Here is an 18,680-nt window from a genome sequence, read left to right as displayed (position 1 = left end):
TCTGAAGAATACGACACCCGCGCCCCCTGATCTATTCCGCTTCACCGCCGTACGGGTCGCGCTGCCCGGCGGGAAGACTCGAATCCGCAGGTCAACACGCAGTTGTGCGAACGAATGTGATGACGCACACCGGCAGGAAGGCGAGGCGGCACGCGCTGTCGCGGCCGCCTCGCCTTCCTGTGGGCGAGCGCTCTAGTGGGGAGCGCTCAGGGGGACGCGGTTGAAGACCGACAGGCCGGCCGCCTCAAGGGCCTGGCGGTAGGCGGTGGCGGCGTTCTCGGGAGACTCGATGAGTTCGTAGAGTTCGCCGAGTTCCCTGTAGAGGTGCGCCGCCGGACGCCCCTCGGGAAGGGTCGCCAGTTGTTCTGAGGCGGCGCGAAGGACGACCTGGGCGGCCGTCGTGTTTCCCTGGGCCACCCGCGCGCGGGCCAGGACCAGCCGGGCCAGGACGGTCTTCTGGGTGCGAACTCCCAGGTCGTCGGCGGGTTGAGGCGCCATGGTGCGTCCGCTCGTGGGGGCGGAGAGGGCCATGCCGGTGTCGAGGAACTGTTCGAGCGCGGCGATCGCCTCGTCCAGGTCGCCGACGAGGACGAGCGCACGGGCCTTGGCGATGGTGCTCTCGGTGCTTTCGGCGTCGTCCAGGCCGGTCGCGTGCTGGAGGAGGGCGAGCGCCTCCCGGGCCGCTTCGCAGGTTCCTTCCTGACGCGGGCGCTCGAACCCGTACTCAGCGGAGGGCTCCGGGGCGGGCGGGGCCGCGGCGGAGAACGGCCTGACCCCTCTGAGCAGCGCCTTGGCCCCGGCGAGGGCGAGGCGCGCGTGCGCCTGCGTCGGAGTCGCGTCCGTGCGCGCGGCGAGGGCCTGGTCGGCGAAGTACAGGGAGTCGCCCACCGCCCCCTCGTCCAGCGCGCGCATGCTGGCCCGCTGGTAGTGGACGCTCAGCGGCTCGGCGTCCCCGGACCCGTCGGGGTGCAGGAGGCGCCGCCCGAGCTCGTGGGCGCGGACGGGATCGGAGCGATCCACATAGGCGAGCAGCAGGATGCGTCCGGCCTCGGTGTACTCGTGGCCGGCGTGGAGACCGAGCCGCTCCAGCCGTTCGAGGGCCCGCTCGCCCAGCGCCACGGCCTGCCCCAGGTCGCCGACGGTGTGGTACGACCGGGCCAGCGCGATCACCGGGGGCAGCCAGCTCGCCCGGCCCGGGTCGCGTTCGGCCTGCTCGCGCAGCTCCTCGAACAGCTCGATCGCGCGGTCCGTGCGGCCCAGCTCCTCCAGGGCGCGGGCGCGGCCCAGCCGGGCGCGGCCCGTGAGGTCCGGGTCGTCGCTACGGGCGATCACCTCGTCGAACCCGGCCTCGGCCGTCGCGGGGTCGCCGCGCAGCAGCGCCAGATGAGCGTGCCGCTCCCGCACCTCGAGATGGGCGCGCTGCTCCGGCTCGACGCCCTCGGCGAGGTACTCGGGAGTGCAGCCGAGGCGCTCGGCCAGCATGCGCAGGACGGTCGGCGTCGGCGTGCGCTTGCCCGACTCGATCAAAGAGATGTAACTGTCGGAAAGGTCGTGACCGGCGAGCTGTGCCTGCGACAAGCGTCTGGTCAGCCGCAGGTTGCGGACACGTTCGCCGACGTTGCCTGGACCCGGCATGTGGACTCACTTAGCGGAAGTAAACAGGCGGCTGGGGTGCCGACATGATTGCACATTGCGGGTTATCACACATCGAGAGCAAGGAAGCGACAGGAGAAGAGACCGGCCGGAAGGCCCGCGCGCACGGCGCCTCGGCGAGATTCGCCGGTTCGCGCCGGCGGGCCCTCCCGTCGATCGCGACGTCTGTCATTCGCCGACGGTATCCGACCGTCCCGGGAAGATCGCAGAGACCGCCGATATTGATCAGCCTCTCGCGCATTCCGGCCAGTACCGGACGACCTGCCCGCGTTCCCGCGAGGTTGGGACCGCTCCCAGCGGGATCGGCCGGTAAGGGCGGTGCCGGACCGCGCGTTCCGCGGACCGCCGCGTCCTGCGTCCGGCGGTGCGGCCGGTGAGGGGGGCCGGGCCGACCTGCATCGTCTCAGATCGCCGCGAGGACCTCGCAGGGCCCCCTGCGGCAACGGAAAAGCCGGGCACGACCGTGCCCGGCTTCTCGCATCGACCGCGTCGCGGGGCTAGACCTCCCCGTCGGGGTCGTCGCCCTTCGGCAGCGTGGCGGTGGGCGCGTCCTGCGCGTCGGGGTCGGGCGCGTCATCCGGCACGCGGGGACGGCGCGGCGGCGGGGGCGGAGGGAGCGCCTCCTCCGGCGCCGGGTTCTTGTTCGGGAAGATCATCTCGCAGACCTCGAGGTAGAGCTGCTCGGGGTACGGGAGGAAGTCCACGTTCGTGAGGGCCTGGTCCTGGCCGGCGGACTCCAGCACGAACTCCCCGTAGCCGAGCATGCGGCCCGCGATCGTCCGCTTGAAGCTCATGTCGGTGACCTTGGCCAGCGGCATCATCGCGACCTTGCGGGTGATGAGGCCGGTGGTGAGCAGCATCCGCTGGTTGGTGATGACGAAGTAGTCGACGGACCACTCCGCCACCCGCCAGACGAACCAGGCGAGAAGGATCAGCCAGCCCCACCAGACCCAGCTGAACACCGCGCCGCCGCTCTCGGCGAGCGTCTGGCTCAGCAGGCCCGCGAGGATGAGGCCGCCGAGCAGGAGCCCGACCGGGACCATCAGCACGGCCGGGTGGCGCCGTACCGTGATCACCTGGTTCTCGTGGGGGAGCAGGTACTTGTTGACGGACGCCGGCGCGGAGTCGCCGGGAGTGACGAGTCTCATGCGGCCTCAGGCGAGCGAGTTGACGAAGGTGGCGATGGAGTCGGCGGCGGAGGAGATGCCCGTTGCGGCGGTGTCCACCGTCCGGGCCGCGCCGTTCGGTTGCGTGATGACATAGAACGCCACGAAAGCCGCAGCGGCCCACGTGAGGTACTTCTTGGCCGGCACGACTGCCTCCCGGAGCGTAGACCCACGGACCCCGGTAGCAGTTTCGCACAGCCCACACGGGCGGCAAAGCAGCGCGACGGCGCGCGGCGCCCGCCCGCGGGGTCAGGGTGCGTTGTCCAGCGAGGAGCGGCGCGCCTTGCGGCGCTTCTCGGCCGCGACGGTCGCCAGCACCTCCAGATGCCGGCGCGCGATCCGCTCCACGAGGTCGGACGGAGCCGATCCGGTCACCTCCTCGGCGCCGTGGCGCGCGGCGGCCACGCATCGTTCCACCGTGTCGGCGCTGTGGGTGTCGCGGAACTCCTCGGTGAGCCGTTCACCGATCTCGATGTAGCGCGGAAGGTCGCCATCCCCTGGGTGAGCCATCATGTGTCCCCGAAGCTCGCTCGCGCCGCCCGGTCCGTGACGGTCCCCTGTGCCGGGACGGCGGAGGGGAACGCGCGCTCGCGTTCCGTAGAGGTTGTGGTACCCCCTGCCGTCGGGAACGAACATCGCAGGTCAGTCGGGGAAACCGGCCCCTGCCGGAGGGATCAGACGACGCCGTAGAGCCGGTCCCCCGCGTCGCCGAGGCCGGGCATGATGAAGCCCTGCTCGTTGAGGTGGGAGTCGATCGCGGCCGTGACCACCTTGATGGGCGCCGAGATGTCGGAGAAGGCCTGCTCCAGGTACTTCAGCCCCTCGGGGGCGGCGAGGAGGCAGAGCGCCGTGACGTCGTCGGCGCCGCGCTCGAACAGCAGCCGGATGGCGGCGGCCAGCGTCCCGCCGGTCGCGAGCATGGGGTCGAGGACGTAGCACTGCCGCCCGGACAGGTCGTCCGGCAGCCGCGACGCGTAGGTCTGGGCCTGGAGGGTCCCCTCGTCCCGGATCATCCCGAGGAAGCCGACCTCGGCGGTGGGCAGCAGCCGCGTCATCCCGTCCAGCATCCCGAGGCCCGCGCGCAGGATCGGCACGACGAGCGGCTTCGGGCTCGCGAGCTGGACGCCCTGCGCCGGGACGAGCGGCGTCTGCACGGTGGCCTCGGCGACCCTGACGTCGCGGGTCGCCTCGTAGGCGAGCAGGGTGACCAGTTCGTCGGCCAGGCGGCGGAACGTCGGGGAGTCGGTGCGGACGTCCCGCAGGGTCGTGAGCTTGTGCGCGACGAGCGGGTGGTCGACGGCGAGGGTCTGCATGCGCTCACGGTAGCCCACCCCGCCGGGCGGTTCGGGGCGCCAGGATAGGTCGCCGCTGAGCTGGGCAGGATGGCGGTATGAACAGCGAGAGCGATCAGCAGCCGAGCGGCTCGCGGGCCCGGGAATCCGCGCCCGATCCGCCCGCTCGCGCCTCGGCCCCCGACGACCATCCCCCGTCCGGCGACCCCGCGGTGACCGAAGTCACAGCCGAGGACGCCGCGCGGCGCCCCGGGCCCCAGGGCGACATCTCCCCCGAGCAGGTGCGCGAGCACCTGCGCCGCAGGGCGGTCTTCCTGCGCGAACTCGCCGAGGCCCGCGAGCTGCGCCGCCGCGTGACGCCGCACCGGTCGCGCCGCGCGCGGATCCACGCGGCACTTCGCCGGCGCACGTTCCGCATCAATTGATCCAGATCGGTTAGGTTCATGCCGCCGGGCACCGTGATCGGCGCAGGCTCCCGGCCTCATCTCCGGGTGCGGCGGCGAGTTTGGTGGTGGGGCACGCGAGTGCGCGCCGCATCTGCGACCATGCCCTGGCAGGAGACGTGCCGGTGGGGTGGAAATGACGGATGTGGACGCGACGGACTTCGCCGTGGTGGTGTACCGGGAAGACGAGGGCTGGGAGGCGGAGATCCTTCCGGTCGCGCTGACCGAGGACCTCGCGGGGCTGATCCATGCCCTGCGCCAGCAGCCGAGCCTCGGCGGCACGGTCGGGCTGGTGTCGGTCGGCGACGACTTCTTCGTCGCCATCCGCCTGCTCGGCGACGAGGTCATGGTGTTCCTGTCGGACGTGACGGCGTCGGTCGACTGGCCGCTCGCCGGCCAGGTCCTGGACTACCTCGACATCCCGATCCCGGACGAGGAGGAGCTCGACCAGGTCCTCCCGGTCGGCGACATGTCGATCTTCGCCGACCTCGGGCTGGACGAGATGGAGCTCGGCGCGATCTCCGGCGACCTGGAGCTCTACCCGGACGAGATGCTCCTCAGCATCGCCGGCCGCATCGGTTTCGCCCCGGCCTTCGAACGCGCCCTCGACGCCGTCCCCTGACCCGGCCGCCGCCGCCCTGCCCGCCGCCCCGGCCGAGGGTCAGCCCGGGAAGCCGCTGCGCCGTGCGTAGGCGCTGAGACCCGCCCAGTCGTCGCCGGTGTGGCTGTGCTGCGGGTCGAGGCAGCCGAGGCTGATCGGGCGCTTGGCGTCGTAGCGGGGGGCGCGCGTGTCGGGCGGGTCGGCGAAGTTCAGGACCTCGGCGATGTTGCGGGCCGCGGCGTCCCGCACGGTCAGCGGCTCCAGGCCCCAGCGCCACTCGATCGCCTTCAGGACGGACGTGTGGTCGTACACCTCGTGCGCGACGGCCCCGCGCCGCGCCCGCGGGGAGATCAGCAGGCAGGGGACGCGGAAGCCGCGCAGGCCGGTGCCGAGGTCGGGCCGCGGGTCGGGCCCCTCCGGCGGCGGGACGTGGTCGAAGAACCCGCCCCACTCGTCGTAGTTGATGACGAACAGGGTCCGGGGCCAGTTCGGCGAGGTGACGAGCGCCGTGTAGACCTCGTTGAGGAACGCCTGGCCGAAGCGGATGTCGGCGAGCGGGTGCTCGTCCTCGGACATGCCGGGCAGGAACAGCTCGCCGAGGAAGCCCGGCTCGACGAAGCTGACCGCGGGCAGCCGGCCGTCGCGGGCGTCGGCGCGGAACTCGGCGATGTTCCGGCTGATGTCGAGGTGCCGCAGGCCCCACAGCGCGGTGAACGGCACGTCGCTGAAGTAGTACCGGCAGGAGATCCCCCTGGCCTTCAGCCGGTCCCAGATCGTGGTGGTCTCCGAGATCGTCAGCGAGTTGGAGATCCGGTCGGTCTGCCCGGCGTGCTGGAAGATCCGGTTGGGGAAGGTGGACGACATGATCGCCGGGAAGTAGCGGTCGCAGACCGTCCAGTCGAGGGCGGCGCGGCCGTGGAAGCCGAGGTCGGGAGCCTCGTAGTAGCCGATGGAGAACACGTCGTTGTCGCCGGCGCGCAGCCATCCGTCGCACCGGCCGCCGTTGTACTCGGTCCGTCCGCCCTGGTAGGAGTGGTCGGGGTCGTTGAAGCCGCACCCCCACGGCACCTTCAGGTGGTGGGTGTCGTGCTCGTTGCCGCCGGCGTCGGTGAAGGTGAGTCCGGCCTGGCGGCCGTCGGCGCCGGGCAGCCAGCCCATGTAGTGGTCGAAGGACCGGTTCTCCATCATCACCACGACGATGTGGTCGATGCCGGACTCCTCCGGATCGGGGAGGTCGGCGACGGGGGCGCGCCGGGCGGCGGCCAGTTCCGCCGCGTGGGCCTGGGCCGACGATCCGGAGGCGGTGCCCGCCGCGATGATCGCCGCGGCGCCCGCCGTCCCCGCCAGGAACCCGCGCCTGGTCAGTTCGTCCGCACCCATGGCACTCCTCCCGGGATGGCGATCGCTGAGCAGTATGCGGACTCGCGTGAACCGAGGGAAGGACGCCGGACGTCCGTCACCGGACAAGAACGCGAAGTTTATTCACAACCGCTTCCGGGCAGCCGGGCGCCGATTCCGCGCAAGGGGGGTGTGACCGGGCAGACGGCGTGGGTCACAATGAGCACGTGTCCTACTTCGCCGCCGTGTTCGCGCAGACCCCCCAGGGCTGGGTCGGAGCCGAGGCCGTGCTCGACGAGGCGGAGAACGTCGACGACGTCGCCGACCTGATGCGGGAGGCCGCCGTCGAGTCCTACGGCGACCCGGTCGTGCTGCTGGTCGAGCAGGACGACGACTGGTTCGCGATCGTCCGGCTCGACCGCGACGGCGAGCCGCGCCCCTACATCTCCGCCGTCCGCGAGGACGGGCTCGCCTCGCTGTTCCAGCAGCTCGTCGGCGAGGTGCCGGACGGCGACGCCGCGGGCGACGCGGCCCTGCTGGAGGACCTCGGGGTCGACGCCGGGCGGCTCGGCGAGCTCGGCGAGCGCGCCCTGCCCGGCGACGCGCTCCTCGCCGTCGCCGAGCAGGCCGGATTCGGCGAGGAGTTCGACCGCCTCCGTGACTGACGCGCGCGATCCGGTCGTCGCGACGTTCCGGCCGGCGATGCTCCGGGCCCTCGACGCGGCCCGCGAGGCGGCCGCGGACGGCGAGATCCCCGTCGGCGCCGTCGTCCTCGACGCGACCGGCGAGATCATCGGAACGGGCCGCAACGAGCGCGAGCGGACCGCCGACCCGACCGGCCACGCGGAGATCGTCGCGATGCGGCGGGCGGCGGCGGTCCTCGGCGAGTGGCGGCTGTCCGGCTGCACGCTCGTCGTGACGCTGGAGCCGTGCACGATGTGCGCGGGCGCGTCCGTCCAGGCCCGGCTGGACCGCGTCGTCTACGGCGCCGTCGACCCGAAGGCGGGCGCGGTCGGGTCGCTGTGGGACGTCGTCCGCGACCGGCGCCTCAACCATCGCCCCGAGGTGATCGCCGAGGTGATGGCCGACGAGTGCGCCGCCCCGCTAATCGAGTTCTTCGCGCGCCGCAGAGTCGGGTAGGCTCTCCCGCGGTGGTGTCGCCTAGTGGACGAGGGCGCACGCCTCGAAAGCGTGTGAAGTGCAAGCTTCCGTGGGTTCGAATCCCACCACCACCGCCACCCGGATGGCCGTCCACCTGGCCAGACGCACAGAGGGCGGGACCAACGGTCCCGCCCTCGACGCTTTCCAGCCCGCCGCACCCTGGTCGAGCCGCCCGTTTCGAGGCGTCTGGTGCGCTGGGGGCCTCTCGCCCCGGTCAGCGCGCGGATTCCTTGAGAAGGGCCGCCGCGAGTTTTCTGGCATAGGCGACTTCGTTCTTCTCAGTGACGTCCTGCTCTTCGCGGTCGTTCATGCTGATGTCAGCCGTGAGATTGTCCACGCGGAACATCACCTGCGGCTCATCCAAGTAGGACGGCGGATCTATGTGATTCCCTTCGTCCCCCACTCCGGAGAGGGTGTTCATCCCTCCGCTCTCTCTCACCAACGCCGCGTGCGCGTTGTCGGCTCCCGACTCCCAGTTCTTCTTGCCGTAGCGCTTGAACTCAAGGGAGATGCTGCCCCTGTCAGCGAAGTCCTTGGGCAGGACCGACCAGGTGCACTTCGCCGAATCCTTGGTGCCCTGCGGACTTTTCGTCAGAGAGACCTCCGCGTCCGGAACACTGGGCGTCGGGAGACGACCGCACGCGGGGAGCGTGGAGAACTTTCCGTCGTCCACCCAGAGCCCCATGGGGTTCTGCAGCAGGAACCCGCCGCCCGTGATCACGGCGAGGATCCCGGCCGCCGTCAGGAGCACGCCCCTCAGAGAGGTCGACGATTCCTGCTCCCCGACGACCGTCGCGGACGCCGGCACCGGCGGGGCCTCCACCGTCGGCCCCGTCCCCAGGCCCGGGGGCGGAGGCGAAGGCGGGGGGAGCACCGGCCCCGGTACTGGCGCCTGCTCCTGGGACGGAGCCCGGCCCGGCACTGACGGTCTCGCCGCCGGCTGGGGCGCGGGAACGGCCCGGAGCCGCTCGGCGACGGTGCGGGCGTCCGGCGGCCGGTCACGCGGATCCTTGGCCAGTAGCGCGTGCGCGAGTTCGTCGAGATCTTCGGGGACGTCCGGACGCACCCCACGCGGCCTCGGCGGATCGGTGAGAACGATCTCACGGATCAATGCGCGCAGGCTGTCCCCGTCGAACGGCCTCCGGCCGGTGAGCAGCGCGAACAGCAACCCGCCCAGCGCGTACAGATCCGTCTGCCGCGTTGGCTCGTGCGCCTTCTCGAACTGCTCGGGCGCCATGTAGGCGGGCGTCCCGAGGATCGCGCTGCCGGTCAGCTCCGTGACCTGGTCGGCGTATCGGGCGATTCCGAAGTCCATGACGGTCACCCGGTCACCGGGGCGGACCATCACGTTGGCGGGCTTGACGTCGCGGTGCACCACCCCCTGCTGGTGAGCCGCGTGCAGCGCGTCGGCGATCTCCGCCGTCAGCCGCCTCGCCCGGTCGACCGGCAGGCCCTGCGGGTGGCGCTTCAGCAGCGCGGACAGATCCTCCCCGTCGAGGAGCTCCATCACCAGAAAGAGCAGCTGCCCGTCCTCGCCGGCGTCATGGACGACGACGATTCCCGGATGGCGGAGCCGGGCCATGATCTCCGCCTCCCGGCGGAACCGGCTGACCAGCCGGGCGTCCGCCCCCGCCGGCGCCGTGAGGAGCTTGACCGCGACCGGGCGGCCGAGCCGCTCGTCCAGGCCGCGCCACACCTCGCCCATCCCGCCGCGTCCCAGCAGGGAGTCGAGCCGGTACCTGTCCGCCAGTCTCAGCCCGGCACGCACTGCCCCTCCCCTGACCGTCCAAGAACGTCAGACCATGCATACACCGCCGGACGCCCCCTTTTCCAGAGATCATCCAGACCGCCGCATCTTTCCAGGAATTCGACGGACTCCGGTGTCCTCATAACGGCGGAACCGGGCGGCTTCCAGCCGTGGCGGCCGTTGACGAGATGCACGCGAACGAGTTCATGAATAACGCCCTCGAACGCGTCCGGAACACCCACTCCTCAGGGGCGAGGCCGGTCGGCAATAATCCCGCGCCTTGCTCTGTCTGAGCATGAGACGGGGATGGACACGCCTCGCTCGCGCGCCTGGCGCCTTTCGAGGCCCGCCGCCGCCCGTGCTTGCGTTCTTCCGCCGTAGCCGCACAGTCATCTACAGCCGAACCACACGGCTGGCTCGTCCGGACATCGACCGGACGAGACGAACAGACAAGAAACACAGGTGAAACTGCCATGCGCGAACTCGTTTTCGGGATCTCGAACGTCGACCGCTTCGACGACCCCGCCAACCCCACCGTCTACGGGATCGAGACCGAGGCCAGCGGCCGCAGCCGCGTCTCGACCGGTGACCGCGACGGGCGGACCGGCTCGGATGCCGCCCGGCACACGACGGACACGACCGTCGACGAGGAGCAGCGGTAGTCGGCGCGCACGCGCCGGCTGTCGCCCAGTCTGGGGCCCGGCAGATCTGCCGGGCCTCCACTCTTCGGTCTCCGGCCGCAGTCCGAGGCCGGTTCGGCAGGAACTGCGATGTCGCAGCTCCTGGGAAGGGCTCGGCGATCCTGAGCAGCCGTCAGCCGACCGTGACGAGCGCCACGCCCGCCACGGCGACGGCCATGCCGACGCGCTGGACGGCCCGCAGGCGCTCGCTGTAGGCGACTCTCGCCAGCAGGACGGTGATCGCCGGGTAGAGGGACGTGAGGACGGCCGCGAGGCTGAGCATGCCGTGGTGGACCGCGAGGAAGTACAGCACGTTCGCCCCCGCGTCCAGGCTCCCGGACAGCAGCGCCAGGATGATCAGCTTCCGGCCGGACAGCCTCGGGCCCGCGTTTCCGCCGCGGGCCGCCAGGAACAGCAGCGCGACCGCGACGATGGCGAGATTGCCGAGGCGGGCGCCGACGATCGGCCAGAGCCCGGTGCCGTCCCCCGCCTCCTTCAGCAGGACGAAGAAGATGCCGAAACAACTGCCGGACAAGGCGGCCATCACCGGGCCCGAGTCCAGGAGACGCCGCCGTCCGGCCCCCTCAGCCGCCGGTCCGTCGCCGGCCTCCATGCTGACCAGGCCGATCGCGACGAGGCAGAGCAGGACGCCGAGCAGGACGGACGCGTCCAGCCGCTCGCCCTGGGCGACGCCCACGGCCACCGGGATCACGGCCGCGGCCAGCGCCGACACCGGCGCCACCACGCTCATCGGGCCCCGCGCGAGGGCCCGGTAGAAAGCGATCAGGCCACCGCCGCCGCAGAGACCGGCCACGAACCCCCAGGCCATCGGCCCGGGGCTCACGTCACCGCCGGTGAGCAGCGCCGACACCAGCACGACTGCCAGCCCGATCGGAACACACCAGGTCAGCGCTCTGATCGCGGTGGATCCACGGGTCACGGTCCCGCCGAGGAAGTCGGCGACCCCGTAGGCGAGGGCGGCGGCCAGGGCGAGAACCGTGACCATCAACGCCCGCCGATCAGCCTGGTCTCGATCCGCACGCCGGGCGAGATCGTCCGCAGCCGCTCCGCGAGCCGGTCGCCGGCCTCGGCCAGCCGGTCGAGGGGGTACGGCTCCAGGCGTTCGAGGAGGAAAAGGCCGTTCTTCGTGGTCTCCGTCAGCCGCGTCCGGACGCACTGGCGCCAGTTCCAGCGCCGGCAGGTGACGCCCTGGTCGTCCCGCCAGACGACCTCGCCGGGGTTCGGGTGCTCGACCGCGGGCTCACCGCCCGCGACCACGTCGAACGGCTCGTCGCCGGTGGCCCTGACCAGCCGCGCCGGTCCCCGGTAGGCGTCCAGGTCCTCGCCGCCGATGGGCAGCGCGTACTCGACGCTCACCGCGTTGTAGGCGTCCACGACCCTGTTGATGGAGGGGAGCGCGTCGGCTCGGCGCAGCAGCGCGTCCACCGAGGGCCGGGTCCGCTGCGGCTTGGCCCCGAACGCGCGGTAGGCCTCGCGCCACGCCTCGACGTGCGGGTCGTCCGGGTCCGCCGCCTTCGCCGCCTCGGCCAGCCATCCCTCGCCGGTCTCGTCGCTCGGCCCGTTCTCCAGCCCCTCGGCGGTCATGACGAGCACGGCGAAGTCGGGACGCAGCTCACGCACGGCCTCGCCCACCACGATTCGCTCCAGCATCCCCATCCTCCGCACGGTCACTTTAATGACATCGACATATCATCATACCGACCGTGGCGGAGGATCCCAAGTGAAGCAACGTCCGGCCGCCCGCTTCCAGTCCCGGCCGCCGACCTGGATAGGGAGGTCACCACCAGCGCTGGAGGTGCGGTCGACGCGTCTCAGCGGCACTCGGGGCCGTCCTCCACGTGGCCGACGTTGAGGCACGCGACGTCGGCGTGCCCCGCGCGTGCGGGAGACTGGCATGCGGCGGACCGGAGCGAGGCGGCTGGAGGGCGCTTGAGCGGTCAGGAGGCGATCGGCGAGGCCGTGGCGCGGACGGTGCGGGCGCTGCGGGCCGGGCACGGGTGGAGCCTGGACGAGCTCGCCGGGCGCGCCGGGGTGAGCAAGGGCGTGCTGGTCGGGCTTGAGCAGGGGCGCGGCAACCCGAACCTGGGGACGCTCATCCGGATCTCCGACGCGCTGGGGGTGCCGCTCACCCGGCTCGTCCAGGTCGAGGAGGAGCCGCCGGTGCGGATGTTCCGCCCGGAGCGGCACGTCGTGCTGTGGGAGGGCGAGCACGGCGGGACGGGAACGCTACTGGCCGGCAGCGACCCGCGCCCGTCGCTGGAGCTGTGGAACTGGGTGCTCCAGCCTGGCGAGACGCGCGAGAGCGACGCGCACGTGCCGGGCACCAAGGAGATCGTGTACGTCCAGGAGGGCACGCTCACCCTGGGCGTGGACGGCCGGTCCGACCTGGTCGAGGCCGGTACGGCCGCCGTCTTCGTCGGCGACCGCCCCCACTCCTACGGCAACGCGAGCACCCGCGAAGTCCGCTTCGTCCTGGCCGTCCTCGACCTCTGACAACCTCCCACCGCAACCAGAACCGACACACGTCCGGCACCACCACAGCCCGAGGCGGGCGGTCGGTTCGGGCGCCGTTCTGCCGAGGGCGGCCAAGAGCGTTGACCAGGGCGGGTGCGCGAGCAGGCCGGTTGCCGAGTGTGGGTGAGCGGGTCGGCGCGCTGCGTGTCGGCCAGTGCGGGTACGCCGGGCGTAGGCCGGGCCTGGGTTGTTTGCCGTGGGTCGGGTGGTGAGCGGGTCAGCACAGGCCGCCGTCGACGGTGATGCTTTGACCGGTGATCCATCTGGCCGCGTCGGAGGCGAGGAAGTTGACGACTTCTGCGATGTCCTCCGGCTCGGCCAGTCGGCCGAGCGGGGTCTGGGCGATGAGCGCTTCAACGGGAGCGGACGCCGATGCGAACCCATCGGTGTTGGTGGGTCCGGGTAGCACGCTGTTGACGGTGATGCCGCGGGCGCCGAACTCACGGGCGACGGCGCGGACGAGGTGTTCACCGGCGGCCTTGCTGGCCGCATAGAGGGCTTCTCCCTGCGGATTGACGCGGGTGGCCGCGGAGGAGATGAAGACGATCCGGCCGCCGTCGCGCATCGTGCGCCCGGCCTCGCGTAGCGCGACGAATGTGGCGTGGGCGTTCAGCGAGAAGGCGTGCTGGTAGTCACGGTCGGTGGCCGCGGTCAGCGGACCGCGCACGAAGCCGGCGGCATTGTGCACCAGCACGTCCAGGCGACCGTAGTGGTGCTCGGCCGCGTCGAACAGTGTGCGGAGTTCCGCCGGGTCGGCGGTGTCCGCGCGCACCATCACGGCGCGGCCGCCGCCTGACTCGATCTCGGCGACCGCTCGCTTCGCCGAGGACTCGTCGCTGCGGTAGTTGACCACGACGGCCGTCCCTGCGGCGGCGAACTGTAGCGCGACGGCCCGGCCGATCCCGCGCGAACTTCCGGTGACAACGGCTACTCGATCGGTCGTGGCCAGTGACATGACGCTCCAATAGTATGGGATCTCAACAGTTGAGATCACATACTAAATAGTTGAACTCCTTAACTGTCAACTACTCTCGACCCATGGCACACGCGTCACAGGGTCCGGAACTTGCTGAGGCACTGCTCAAACTGTGCTGCGTGGTCGAGGGAGTCAGGGCCGCCGCCAGTCGCGAACTCGGTCTCACCCCCCAGCAGGCCCAGCTGCTCACCCTGGTGGCCCCGAAGGAGCTGACCCATGGCGAGTTGGCGAACCAGATGCACTGCGACAAAGCGAACATCACCGGCCTGGTCGATCGGCTGGTACGGCGTGAGCTGGTAGAGCGACGGCCAGACCCCGACGACCGCCGCGTCTCTCAGGTCGTCCTCACCGAGCGGGGCAGGGAGTTGGTCGCCCGCTTCAGGCAAGCGGTCGGCACGGCGATCACGGGGCGGCTCGCTTCATGGCCGGCCGACCATCACCAGCAGCTCGCCACCCTCGCTCGTGCCACGACCGAGGCGCTCCGCATCTAGGCCGCATCGAATTCCGCCCGGGCACCAAGGAGATCGTGTACGTCCAGCGCCTGTCCGGCCGTTGAGTCCTCGTCGGATTAATGTGGCGGCATGGCGAATGATCCCGACTTTGGCGTGTTATTGACGCGGCTCCTCAACTCCCGCCAGACGGACATCGCCTGGCTGGCCTCGGCGTCCGGCATCCCGGAATCCGAGGTGCGCTCGGTGGCCGACGGCGTGCCCCCCTCCGCGTCGCAAGTCGAGGGCCTTGCCGCCGCGCTGGGTTTCCGCACTGCCGACCTCTTCGTGATCGCCGGCCTCTCGGTGCCGGAGCCCCTTCAGCCCTGCGAAGCGTCAGCAGGCTCCGAACTCGTGCACCTCATCCATGTCGTGATGGCCCTGCCGGCAGATCAGCGGACCCACATCCGCGAAACGGTCGAACAACTGCCCCACCTGCCCGGCATCCGCCCGGCCGATCCGCCGCGCGACTTCTACCGGGGGGACGGTGGCTTGGGCACGATGCTCCTCACCATGCTGTGCGCCAACCGGAACCTCCATTCCCCGATCGCCGCCGCCAAGACGCTTCACCTGCTGACCCGAGGTCGCATGTACCTGGCCGGCTCCACCTACGCCCGCATCGCCGCGGGCGCGACTCCGTTGAGACCGGACTGGGTGGGCGGCTTCGCGACCGCCCTCGGCATCCCCGCCGCCGACCTCGCGGCCATCACCGGCACCGACCTGTCCGAGGCGACACCGCCCGAGGATCCGCTGGCGGCCGAGATGGCTGAGTTGCTCTGGGACTGTCGACGTCTGAGGGTGAGCCAGATCGAGCACGTGTGCGCCGAGGCGAAAGCGATGCTCGTCCCAGTGCCCGGCGACGACTGGAACCGCGTCCACCATCGACACGGGACGTGGTGGGGCGCGCCAAGGCGGTAATCCTCAGCACATCGGGGGCCGAGCGTGTGAGGGCGGGTCCGGGTGGCGGTGCGCGGGTGGGGCTGTTGGGCTGACGTGGGGGCTAGCGCCTGTCTCGAAGTGGCCTTGGCCGCGCGCGCGAACGCGTGACCTGGCCGGTGGAGCGAAGCCGGAGGCGAGCGGAGCCGGGCAGATCGCGAAGCGATGCCGCGTTCGCCCAGGCCCGGTCACGTAGCGAGCCGCCAGGCGAGCGAAGTGGGCCGGGACGTTGAAACACAGCCGCCAGGCGAGCGAAGTGGGCCGGGACTGTGAAACACGGGGCTAGCTGGTCAGGCGGACGGGCATGGCCAGGTAGCGGTAGCCGGTGTCGGTGTTCTCGGGGTCGGGCTCGTCGTCCTTCTTGTCGGGGATGGCGGTGAGGAGGGCGGCCTTGGTGGGGCCGGTGCATTCGAGGCGGGCGTACTCGGTGTCGATGCCCGCGAGGCCGTCGAGCAGGTACTGGGGGGCGAAGGCGATGTCGATGTCGTCGCCGTCGAGGTGGGCGCCGACGCTCTCGTTGGCGCGGGCGGAGTCGCCGGTGGCGGCGCGGATGCGGACCTCGTCGGCGGTGAAGGCCAGCCGGATGGGCGTGCCGCGCTCGGTGACGAGGGCGGCGCGCTTGATCGCCTCGACGAAGGGGGCCACGCGGATCTCGGCGACCGACGTCCAGGTGCCGGTGAGGCGGGACCGGTAGTTGATGTACTGGTCGTCGAGGAGCCGGCTGGTCATGCTGCGGCCGCCGCCGGAGATGCCGATCAGGGTGTCGGCGGTGCCGCCGAGGCCGATGGAGACGTCCGCGCCGCGCTTGATCGCCTTGGCGGTGTCGGCGAGGGTGCGGGCGGGGACGACGACCCCGGCGGTGAAGTCGGGCTCCGCGGGGGACCAGGTCAGCTCGCGGGCCGCGATGCGGTACCGGTCGGTGCAGGCGAGCCACATCGTGTCGCCCTCGATGTCGATCCGGACGCCGGTGAGCATGGGCAGGGTGTCGTCGCGTCCGGCCGCCGGGGTGACCTGTGCGACGGCGGTGGCGAACAGGTCGCCGGGGACGGTGCCGGCGACGGCGGGCGGCTCGGGGAGGGTGGGGTAGTCCTCGACGGGGAGCGTCAGGAGGCCGAACTCGGCGGGCCCGCAGCGGACGACGACCTCGGAGCCCTTGGTGAAGACGTCCACGGGCTGGTTCGGGAGGTTGCGCACGATGTCGGACAGCAGCCGTCCGGGGACGAGGGCGCGGCCCGGCTCCGCCACGGCCGCCTCGTCGGTGGCGTGGGCGGACACCTCGTAGTCGAACGCGCCGAGGGTGAGCCCGCCCTGCTCGGTGACCTCGATGAGCATGCCCGCGAGAACGGGGAGCGCGGGACGTGCCGGCAGCGTCCGCGCAGCCCATGCCACCGCGTCGGCCAACGTCTGGCGCTCGACTCGGAACTCCACTGCGATCAGCCCTTCTCCGGTTGGACGGCCATCACGAGCACGGTAACCCGCGGCTCCGACAATCCTCCGCGAGGGTCAGAAGAGCGCGTTCTCGGTGGCCCGGACCTTGCGCTCGAAGTCGAGGAGGTAGCGCTTGCGGTCGAGGCCGCCGCCGTAGCCGGTGAGGGAGCCGGTGGAGCCGACGACGCGGTGGCAGGGGACGATGACGCCGACCGGGTTGCGCCCGTTGGCGAGGCCGACCGCGCGGGACGCGGACGGGCTGCCGATCTCGGCGGCGAGCTCGCCATAGGTGACGGTCTCCCCGTAGGGGATCTCCTGGAGGGCGGCCCAGACGCGCGCCTGGAAGGGCGTCCCGCGGAGGCGGAGCGGCAACTCGAACTCGGTCAGGTCGCCTGCGAAGTACGCGGAGAGTTGCGCGGCGACGGTGGCGAAGGGTTCGTCTTCGGGGTCGCCTGGGGCGCCGAAGGTCTCCTGGGCTGGACGGTGCCGCTGCATCTCCATGTAGAGCCCGGACAGGGCGCCGTCGGTGGCGACCAAGGTGAGCGGACCTACGACGCTCTCTATGACGACGTGCGTTGTTTCCACAGCGGTTCCTTCAGTTCGCGGGGAGCAGGTTGATGGCGTGGTCAAGGGTGGCCCACAGGTACTGGACGGAGTAGGCGCGCCATGGCCGCCATTGTGCGGCGCGTCGGGTGAGGGCCGCAGGTGTGGCGGGAAGTTCGAGTGCCGCTGCTGCCGCCCTGATGCCGAGGTCGCCGGGGATGAACGCGTCCGGGTCACCGAGGGCTCGCATCGCGATGGTCTCGACGGTCCACGGGCCGAAGCCGGGCAGGGCGGACAAGCGCGCGCGGGCCTCGTCCCAGTCGCTCCCTACGCCGAGGTCGATCTCCCCCTTGGCGAGGGCGTCGACAAGGGTCATGAGGGTGGTGCGGCGGGTCTTGGGGAAGGCGAGGGACTCCGGGTCGAGTTCGGCAAGGGCGGCGGGGGTCGGGAAGAGGTGCGTCAGCCCGCCGCCCGGGTCGTCGATGGGGTCGCCGTAGGCGGTGACCAGGCGTGCCGCGTGGGTGCGGGCCGCGGCCGTCGAGACCTGCTGGCCCAGGACGGCGCGGACGGCGAACTCGGGGGCGTCCACGGTGCGGGGCACGCGGCGCCCGGGGGCCTTGTCCACGAGCGGCGCGAGGACGGGGTCGGTGCGGAGGAGGTCGTCCACGGCGACGGGATCGGCGTCCAGGTCGAGCATCCAGCGGCAGCGGCTGATCGCGATGGGGAGATCGCGCAGGTCGCTGAGGCTGAGCGTGCAGGCGACGTGGTCCGGCCGGGGCCGCAGGGTGGCGATGCCGTGCCCGTGGGGCAGCCGCATGGCGCGGCGGAGCGCGCCGTCCCGCCACTCCTCGACGCCCGGGACGGCGGTGGCGGCGAGGTGCCCGAACAGGTTGTCCGGGCACAGCGGAGCCCGGAACGGCAGCCGGAGCGACAGCGCACCGGCCCCGGCAGGCGGATGTCCCTTCGCGACGCGGTCGCGTAGGGCGGACGGGGTGAGCGCGAAAACCTTGCGGACGGTGTCGTTGAAGGCGCGGATGCTGGCGAATCCCGCCGCGAAGGCGACGTCCCCCATGGGAAGGGCCGTCGTCTCGATGAGGAGCCGCGCCGTCTGTGCGCGCTGGGCTCGTGCCAGGGCGAGTGGGCCCGCGCCCAGTTCGGCGTTGAGCTGGCGCTCTATCTGCCGTGTGCTGTAGCCGAGCCGTGCCGCAAGGCCGGGAACGCCCTCTCGGTCGACGACGCCGTCGGCGATGAGGCGCATGGCCCGAGCGACGAGGTCCGCGCGGTGGTTCCATTCGGGGGAGCCAGGGGACGTGTCGGGACGGCACCGTTTGCAAGCCCGGAACCCGGCTTGCTGGGCGGCGGCAGCGCTCGGGTAGAAGCGCATGTTCTCCGGCTTGGGCGGGACCACGGGGCAGCTTGGACGGCAGTAGATCCCGGTGGTCACGACCCCGCCGAAGAACCATCCATCGAAGCGGGCGTCCTTCGCCTGGAAGGCCCGCACGCACCTTTCCACGTCCTCGTGCATGCCTCCAGCATCACCGATGGTCAGGGGTCTTCACTGGCAGGAATCCGACATCATCGTCGCGGCCCAGGTCACCGGCCGCGCGGGCATGACCTCCCAGGTAATCGATCTTCCGCCGCGGGCCCGGCACCGTAGAGGTCATCGGGGCGACGAACCCGAAGAACCAGATGG

General features: G+C 71.5%; 20 protein-coding genes, 1 tRNA gene and 1 pseudogene. 9 read left to right on the top strand and 13 right to left on the bottom strand.

What is annotated here, in order from left to right; translation table 11 throughout:
* Positions 1 to 192 precede the first annotated feature (192 nt).
* From ABWI04_RS31025 to upp, 5 genes and pseudogenes are all read right to left on the bottom strand, one after another.
* Positions 193 to 1,635, bottom strand: coding sequence for a helix-turn-helix domain-containing protein (locus ABWI04_RS31025; RefSeq protein WP_345178807.1), 1,443 nt, complete (start codon positions 1,633 to 1,635; stop codon positions 193 to 195).
* A 656-nt stretch (positions 1,636 to 2,291) separates the two neighbouring features.
* A pseudogene (locus ABWI04_RS31020) lies at positions 2,292 to 2,801 on the bottom strand (PH domain-containing protein); the annotation flags it as partial.
* A gap of 6 nt (positions 2,802 to 2,807) precedes the next feature.
* Complete coding sequence (locus tag ABWI04_RS31015) at positions 2,808 to 2,966, bottom strand: hypothetical protein (protein ID WP_345178805.1); 159 nt, start codon at positions 2,964 to 2,966, stop codon at positions 2,808 to 2,810.
* Between the two features lie 102 nt (positions 2,967 to 3,068).
* Positions 3,069 to 3,329, bottom strand: a complete 261-nt coding sequence (locus ABWI04_RS31010) for a hypothetical protein (RefSeq protein WP_345178987.1) — start codon at positions 3,327 to 3,329, stop codon at positions 3,069 to 3,071.
* 164 nt (positions 3,330 to 3,493) lie between these two features.
* The gene (gene upp, locus ABWI04_RS31005; RefSeq protein ID WP_345178803.1) at positions 3,494 to 4,132 is read right to left on the bottom strand and encodes a uracil phosphoribosyltransferase; all 639 of its coding nucleotides are present in this window, start codon (positions 4,130 to 4,132) and stop codon (positions 3,494 to 3,496) included.
* 77 nt (positions 4,133 to 4,209) lie between these two features.
* On the opposite strand from upp, the gene ABWI04_RS31000 reads away from it, so the two are divergent.
* Positions 4,210 to 4,536, top strand: coding sequence for a hypothetical protein (locus ABWI04_RS31000; RefSeq protein ID WP_353834654.1), 327 nt, complete (start codon positions 4,210 to 4,212; stop codon positions 4,534 to 4,536).
* A 154-nt stretch (positions 4,537 to 4,690) separates the two neighbouring features.
* Positions 4,691 to 5,176, top strand: a complete 486-nt coding sequence (locus ABWI04_RS30995) for a tRNA adenosine deaminase-associated protein (protein ID WP_345178799.1) — start codon at positions 4,691 to 4,693, stop codon at positions 5,174 to 5,176.
* Positions 5,177 to 5,215: 39 nt separating this feature from the next.
* Here ABWI04_RS30995 and ABWI04_RS30990 read toward each other — a convergent pair whose 3' ends face one another.
* On the bottom strand, positions 5,216 to 6,535 hold the full coding sequence (locus ABWI04_RS30990; RefSeq protein WP_353834653.1) for an alkaline phosphatase family protein: 1,320 nt from the start codon (positions 6,533 to 6,535) through the stop codon (positions 5,216 to 5,218).
* Positions 6,536 to 6,720: 185 nt separating this feature from the next.
* On the opposite strand from ABWI04_RS30990, the gene ABWI04_RS30985 reads away from it, so the two are divergent.
* The 3 genes from ABWI04_RS30985 to ABWI04_RS30975 all read left to right on the top strand — a co-directional run bounded on the left by ABWI04_RS30985 (position 6,721) and on the right by ABWI04_RS30975 (position 7,731).
* Positions 6,721 to 7,158: a tRNA adenosine deaminase-associated protein gene (locus ABWI04_RS30985; protein ID WP_353834652.1), complete on the top strand. Its 438-nt coding sequence runs from the start codon at positions 6,721 to 6,723 to the stop codon at positions 7,156 to 7,158.
* 37 nt (positions 7,159 to 7,195) lie between these two features.
* Positions 7,196 to 7,633 carry a tRNA adenosine(34) deaminase TadA gene (gene tadA / locus ABWI04_RS30980; protein ID WP_345178986.1) on the top strand — a complete coding sequence of 146 codons (438 nt, stop codon included), beginning with the start codon at positions 7,196 to 7,198 and terminating at the stop codon, positions 7,631 to 7,633.
* Between the two features lie 10 nt (positions 7,634 to 7,643).
* Positions 7,644 to 7,731: transfer RNA gene (locus ABWI04_RS30975), tRNA-Ser, on the top strand.
* Positions 7,732 to 7,868: 137 nt separating this feature from the next.
* Here ABWI04_RS30975 and ABWI04_RS30970 read toward each other — a convergent pair.
* Positions 7,869 to 9,422, bottom strand: coding sequence for a serine/threonine-protein kinase (locus ABWI04_RS30970; protein ID WP_353834651.1), 1,554 nt, complete (start codon positions 9,420 to 9,422; stop codon positions 7,869 to 7,871).
* Between the two features lie 452 nt (positions 9,423 to 9,874).
* Between ABWI04_RS30970 and ABWI04_RS30965 the strand changes: the two genes are divergently transcribed.
* Positions 9,875 to 10,063: a hypothetical protein gene (locus ABWI04_RS30965; RefSeq protein ID WP_345178791.1), complete on the top strand. Its 189-nt coding sequence runs from the start codon at positions 9,875 to 9,877 to the stop codon at positions 10,061 to 10,063.
* A 151-nt stretch (positions 10,064 to 10,214) separates the two neighbouring features.
* Here ABWI04_RS30965 and ABWI04_RS30960 read toward each other — a convergent pair whose 3' ends face one another.
* Positions 10,215 to 11,087 carry an EamA family transporter gene (locus tag ABWI04_RS30960; protein ID WP_353834650.1) on the bottom strand — a complete coding sequence of 291 codons (873 nt, stop codon included), beginning with the start codon at positions 11,085 to 11,087 and terminating at the stop codon, positions 10,215 to 10,217.
* Positions 11,087 to 11,752 (bottom strand): B3/B4 domain-containing protein, encoded by a 666-nt coding sequence (locus tag ABWI04_RS30955; protein WP_353834649.1) that lies wholly within the window; start codon positions 11,750 to 11,752, stop codon positions 11,087 to 11,089. Before ABWI04_RS30955 ends, ABWI04_RS30960 begins: the two co-directional genes overlap by 1 nt.
* A gap of 279 nt (positions 11,753 to 12,031) precedes the next feature.
* Between ABWI04_RS30955 and ABWI04_RS30950 the strand changes: the two genes are divergently transcribed.
* Complete coding sequence (locus ABWI04_RS30950; protein WP_345178783.1) at positions 12,032 to 12,595, top strand: helix-turn-helix domain-containing protein; 564 nt, start codon at positions 12,032 to 12,034, stop codon at positions 12,593 to 12,595.
* A gap of 238 nt (positions 12,596 to 12,833) precedes the next feature.
* On the opposite strand, the gene ABWI04_RS30945 is transcribed toward ABWI04_RS30950, so the two are convergent.
* Positions 12,834 to 13,571 (bottom strand): SDR family oxidoreductase, encoded by a 738-nt coding sequence (locus ABWI04_RS30945; protein ID WP_353834648.1) that lies wholly within the window; start codon positions 13,569 to 13,571, stop codon positions 12,834 to 12,836.
* Between the two features lie 140 nt (positions 13,572 to 13,711).
* On the opposite strand from ABWI04_RS30945, the gene ABWI04_RS30940 reads away from it, so the two are divergent.
* The gene (locus ABWI04_RS30940) at positions 13,712 to 14,083 is read left to right on the top strand and encodes a MarR family winged helix-turn-helix transcriptional regulator (protein WP_353834647.1); all 372 of its coding nucleotides are present in this window, start codon (positions 13,712 to 13,714) and stop codon (positions 14,081 to 14,083) included.
* Between the two features lie 90 nt (positions 14,084 to 14,173).
* The gene (locus ABWI04_RS30935; RefSeq protein ID WP_353834646.1) at positions 14,174 to 14,998 is read left to right on the top strand and encodes a hypothetical protein; all 825 of its coding nucleotides are present in this window, start codon (positions 14,174 to 14,176) and stop codon (positions 14,996 to 14,998) included.
* Positions 14,999 to 15,298: 300 nt separating this feature from the next.
* Here ABWI04_RS30935 and dnaN read toward each other — a convergent pair whose 3' ends face one another.
* The 3 genes from dnaN to ABWI04_RS30920 form a co-directional block, all read right to left on the bottom strand.
* The gene (gene dnaN / locus ABWI04_RS30930; protein WP_345178777.1) at positions 15,299 to 16,444 is read right to left on the bottom strand and encodes a DNA polymerase III subunit beta; all 1,146 of its coding nucleotides are present in this window, start codon (positions 16,442 to 16,444) and stop codon (positions 15,299 to 15,301) included.
* A 75-nt stretch (positions 16,445 to 16,519) separates the two neighbouring features.
* Positions 16,520 to 17,029 (bottom strand): methylated-DNA--[protein]-cysteine S-methyltransferase, encoded by a 510-nt coding sequence (locus ABWI04_RS30925; RefSeq protein ID WP_345178776.1) that lies wholly within the window; start codon positions 17,027 to 17,029, stop codon positions 16,520 to 16,522.
* Between the two features lie 10 nt (positions 17,030 to 17,039).
* Positions 17,040 to 18,512: an AlkA N-terminal domain-containing protein gene (locus ABWI04_RS30920; RefSeq protein ID WP_353834645.1), complete on the bottom strand. Its 1,473-nt coding sequence runs from the start codon at positions 18,510 to 18,512 to the stop codon at positions 17,040 to 17,042.
* Positions 18,513 to 18,680 lie beyond the last annotated feature (168 nt).

Origin of the sequence: Actinomadura sp. NPDC000929 (genome assembly GCF_040492065.1) — a bacterium.
GTDB classification, from domain to species: Bacteria; Actinomycetota; Actinomycetes; order Streptosporangiales; family Streptosporangiaceae; genus Spirillospora; species Spirillospora verrucosospora.
The sequence above is the reverse complement of the archived record's forward strand: the minus strand, read 5'-3'. Positions and strand labels throughout refer to the sequence as shown.

Bases quoted from the DNA above. Each gene is read 5' to 3' on its own strand.
- ABWI04_RS30920 (WP_353834645.1), bottom strand. From the start codon at position 18,512: ATGCACGAGGACGTGGAAAGGTGCGTGCGGGCCTTCCAGGCGAAGGAC.
- ABWI04_RS31010 (WP_345178987.1), bottom strand. From the start codon at position 3,329: ATGGCTCACCCAGGGGATGGCGACCTTCCGCGCTACATCGAGATCGGT.
- ABWI04_RS31000 (WP_353834654.1), top strand. From the start codon at position 4,210: ATGAACAGCGAGAGCGATCAGCAGCCGAGCGGCTCGCGGGCCCGGGAA.
- ABWI04_RS30990 (WP_353834653.1), bottom strand. From the start codon at position 6,535: ATGGGTGCGGACGAACTGACCAGGCGCGGGTTCCTGGCGGGGACGGCG.
- ABWI04_RS30955 (WP_353834649.1), bottom strand. From the start codon at position 11,752: ATGCTGGAGCGAATCGTGGTGGGCGAGGCCGTGCGTGAGCTGCGTCCC.
- ABWI04_RS31025 (WP_345178807.1), bottom strand. From the start codon at position 1,635: ATGCCGGGTCCAGGCAACGTCGGCGAACGTGTCCGCAACCTGCGGCTG.
- ABWI04_RS30935 (WP_353834646.1), top strand. From the start codon at position 14,174: ATGGCGAATGATCCCGACTTTGGCGTGTTATTGACGCGGCTCCTCAAC.
- ABWI04_RS30960 (WP_353834650.1), bottom strand. From the start codon at position 11,087: ATGGTCACGGTTCTCGCCCTGGCCGCCGCCCTCGCCTACGGGGTCGCC.
- ABWI04_RS30995 (WP_345178799.1), top strand. From the start codon at position 4,691: ATGACGGATGTGGACGCGACGGACTTCGCCGTGGTGGTGTACCGGGAA.
- upp (WP_345178803.1), bottom strand. From the start codon at position 4,132: ATGCAGACCCTCGCCGTCGACCACCCGCTCGTCGCGCACAAGCTCACG.
- ABWI04_RS30945 (WP_353834648.1), bottom strand. From the start codon at position 13,571: ATGTCACTGGCCACGACCGATCGAGTAGCCGTTGTCACCGGAAGTTCG.
- ABWI04_RS30965 (WP_345178791.1), top strand. From the start codon at position 9,875: ATGCGCGAACTCGTTTTCGGGATCTCGAACGTCGACCGCTTCGACGAC.
- tadA (WP_345178986.1), top strand. From the start codon at position 7,196: ATGCTCCGGGCCCTCGACGCGGCCCGCGAGGCGGCCGCGGACGGCGAG.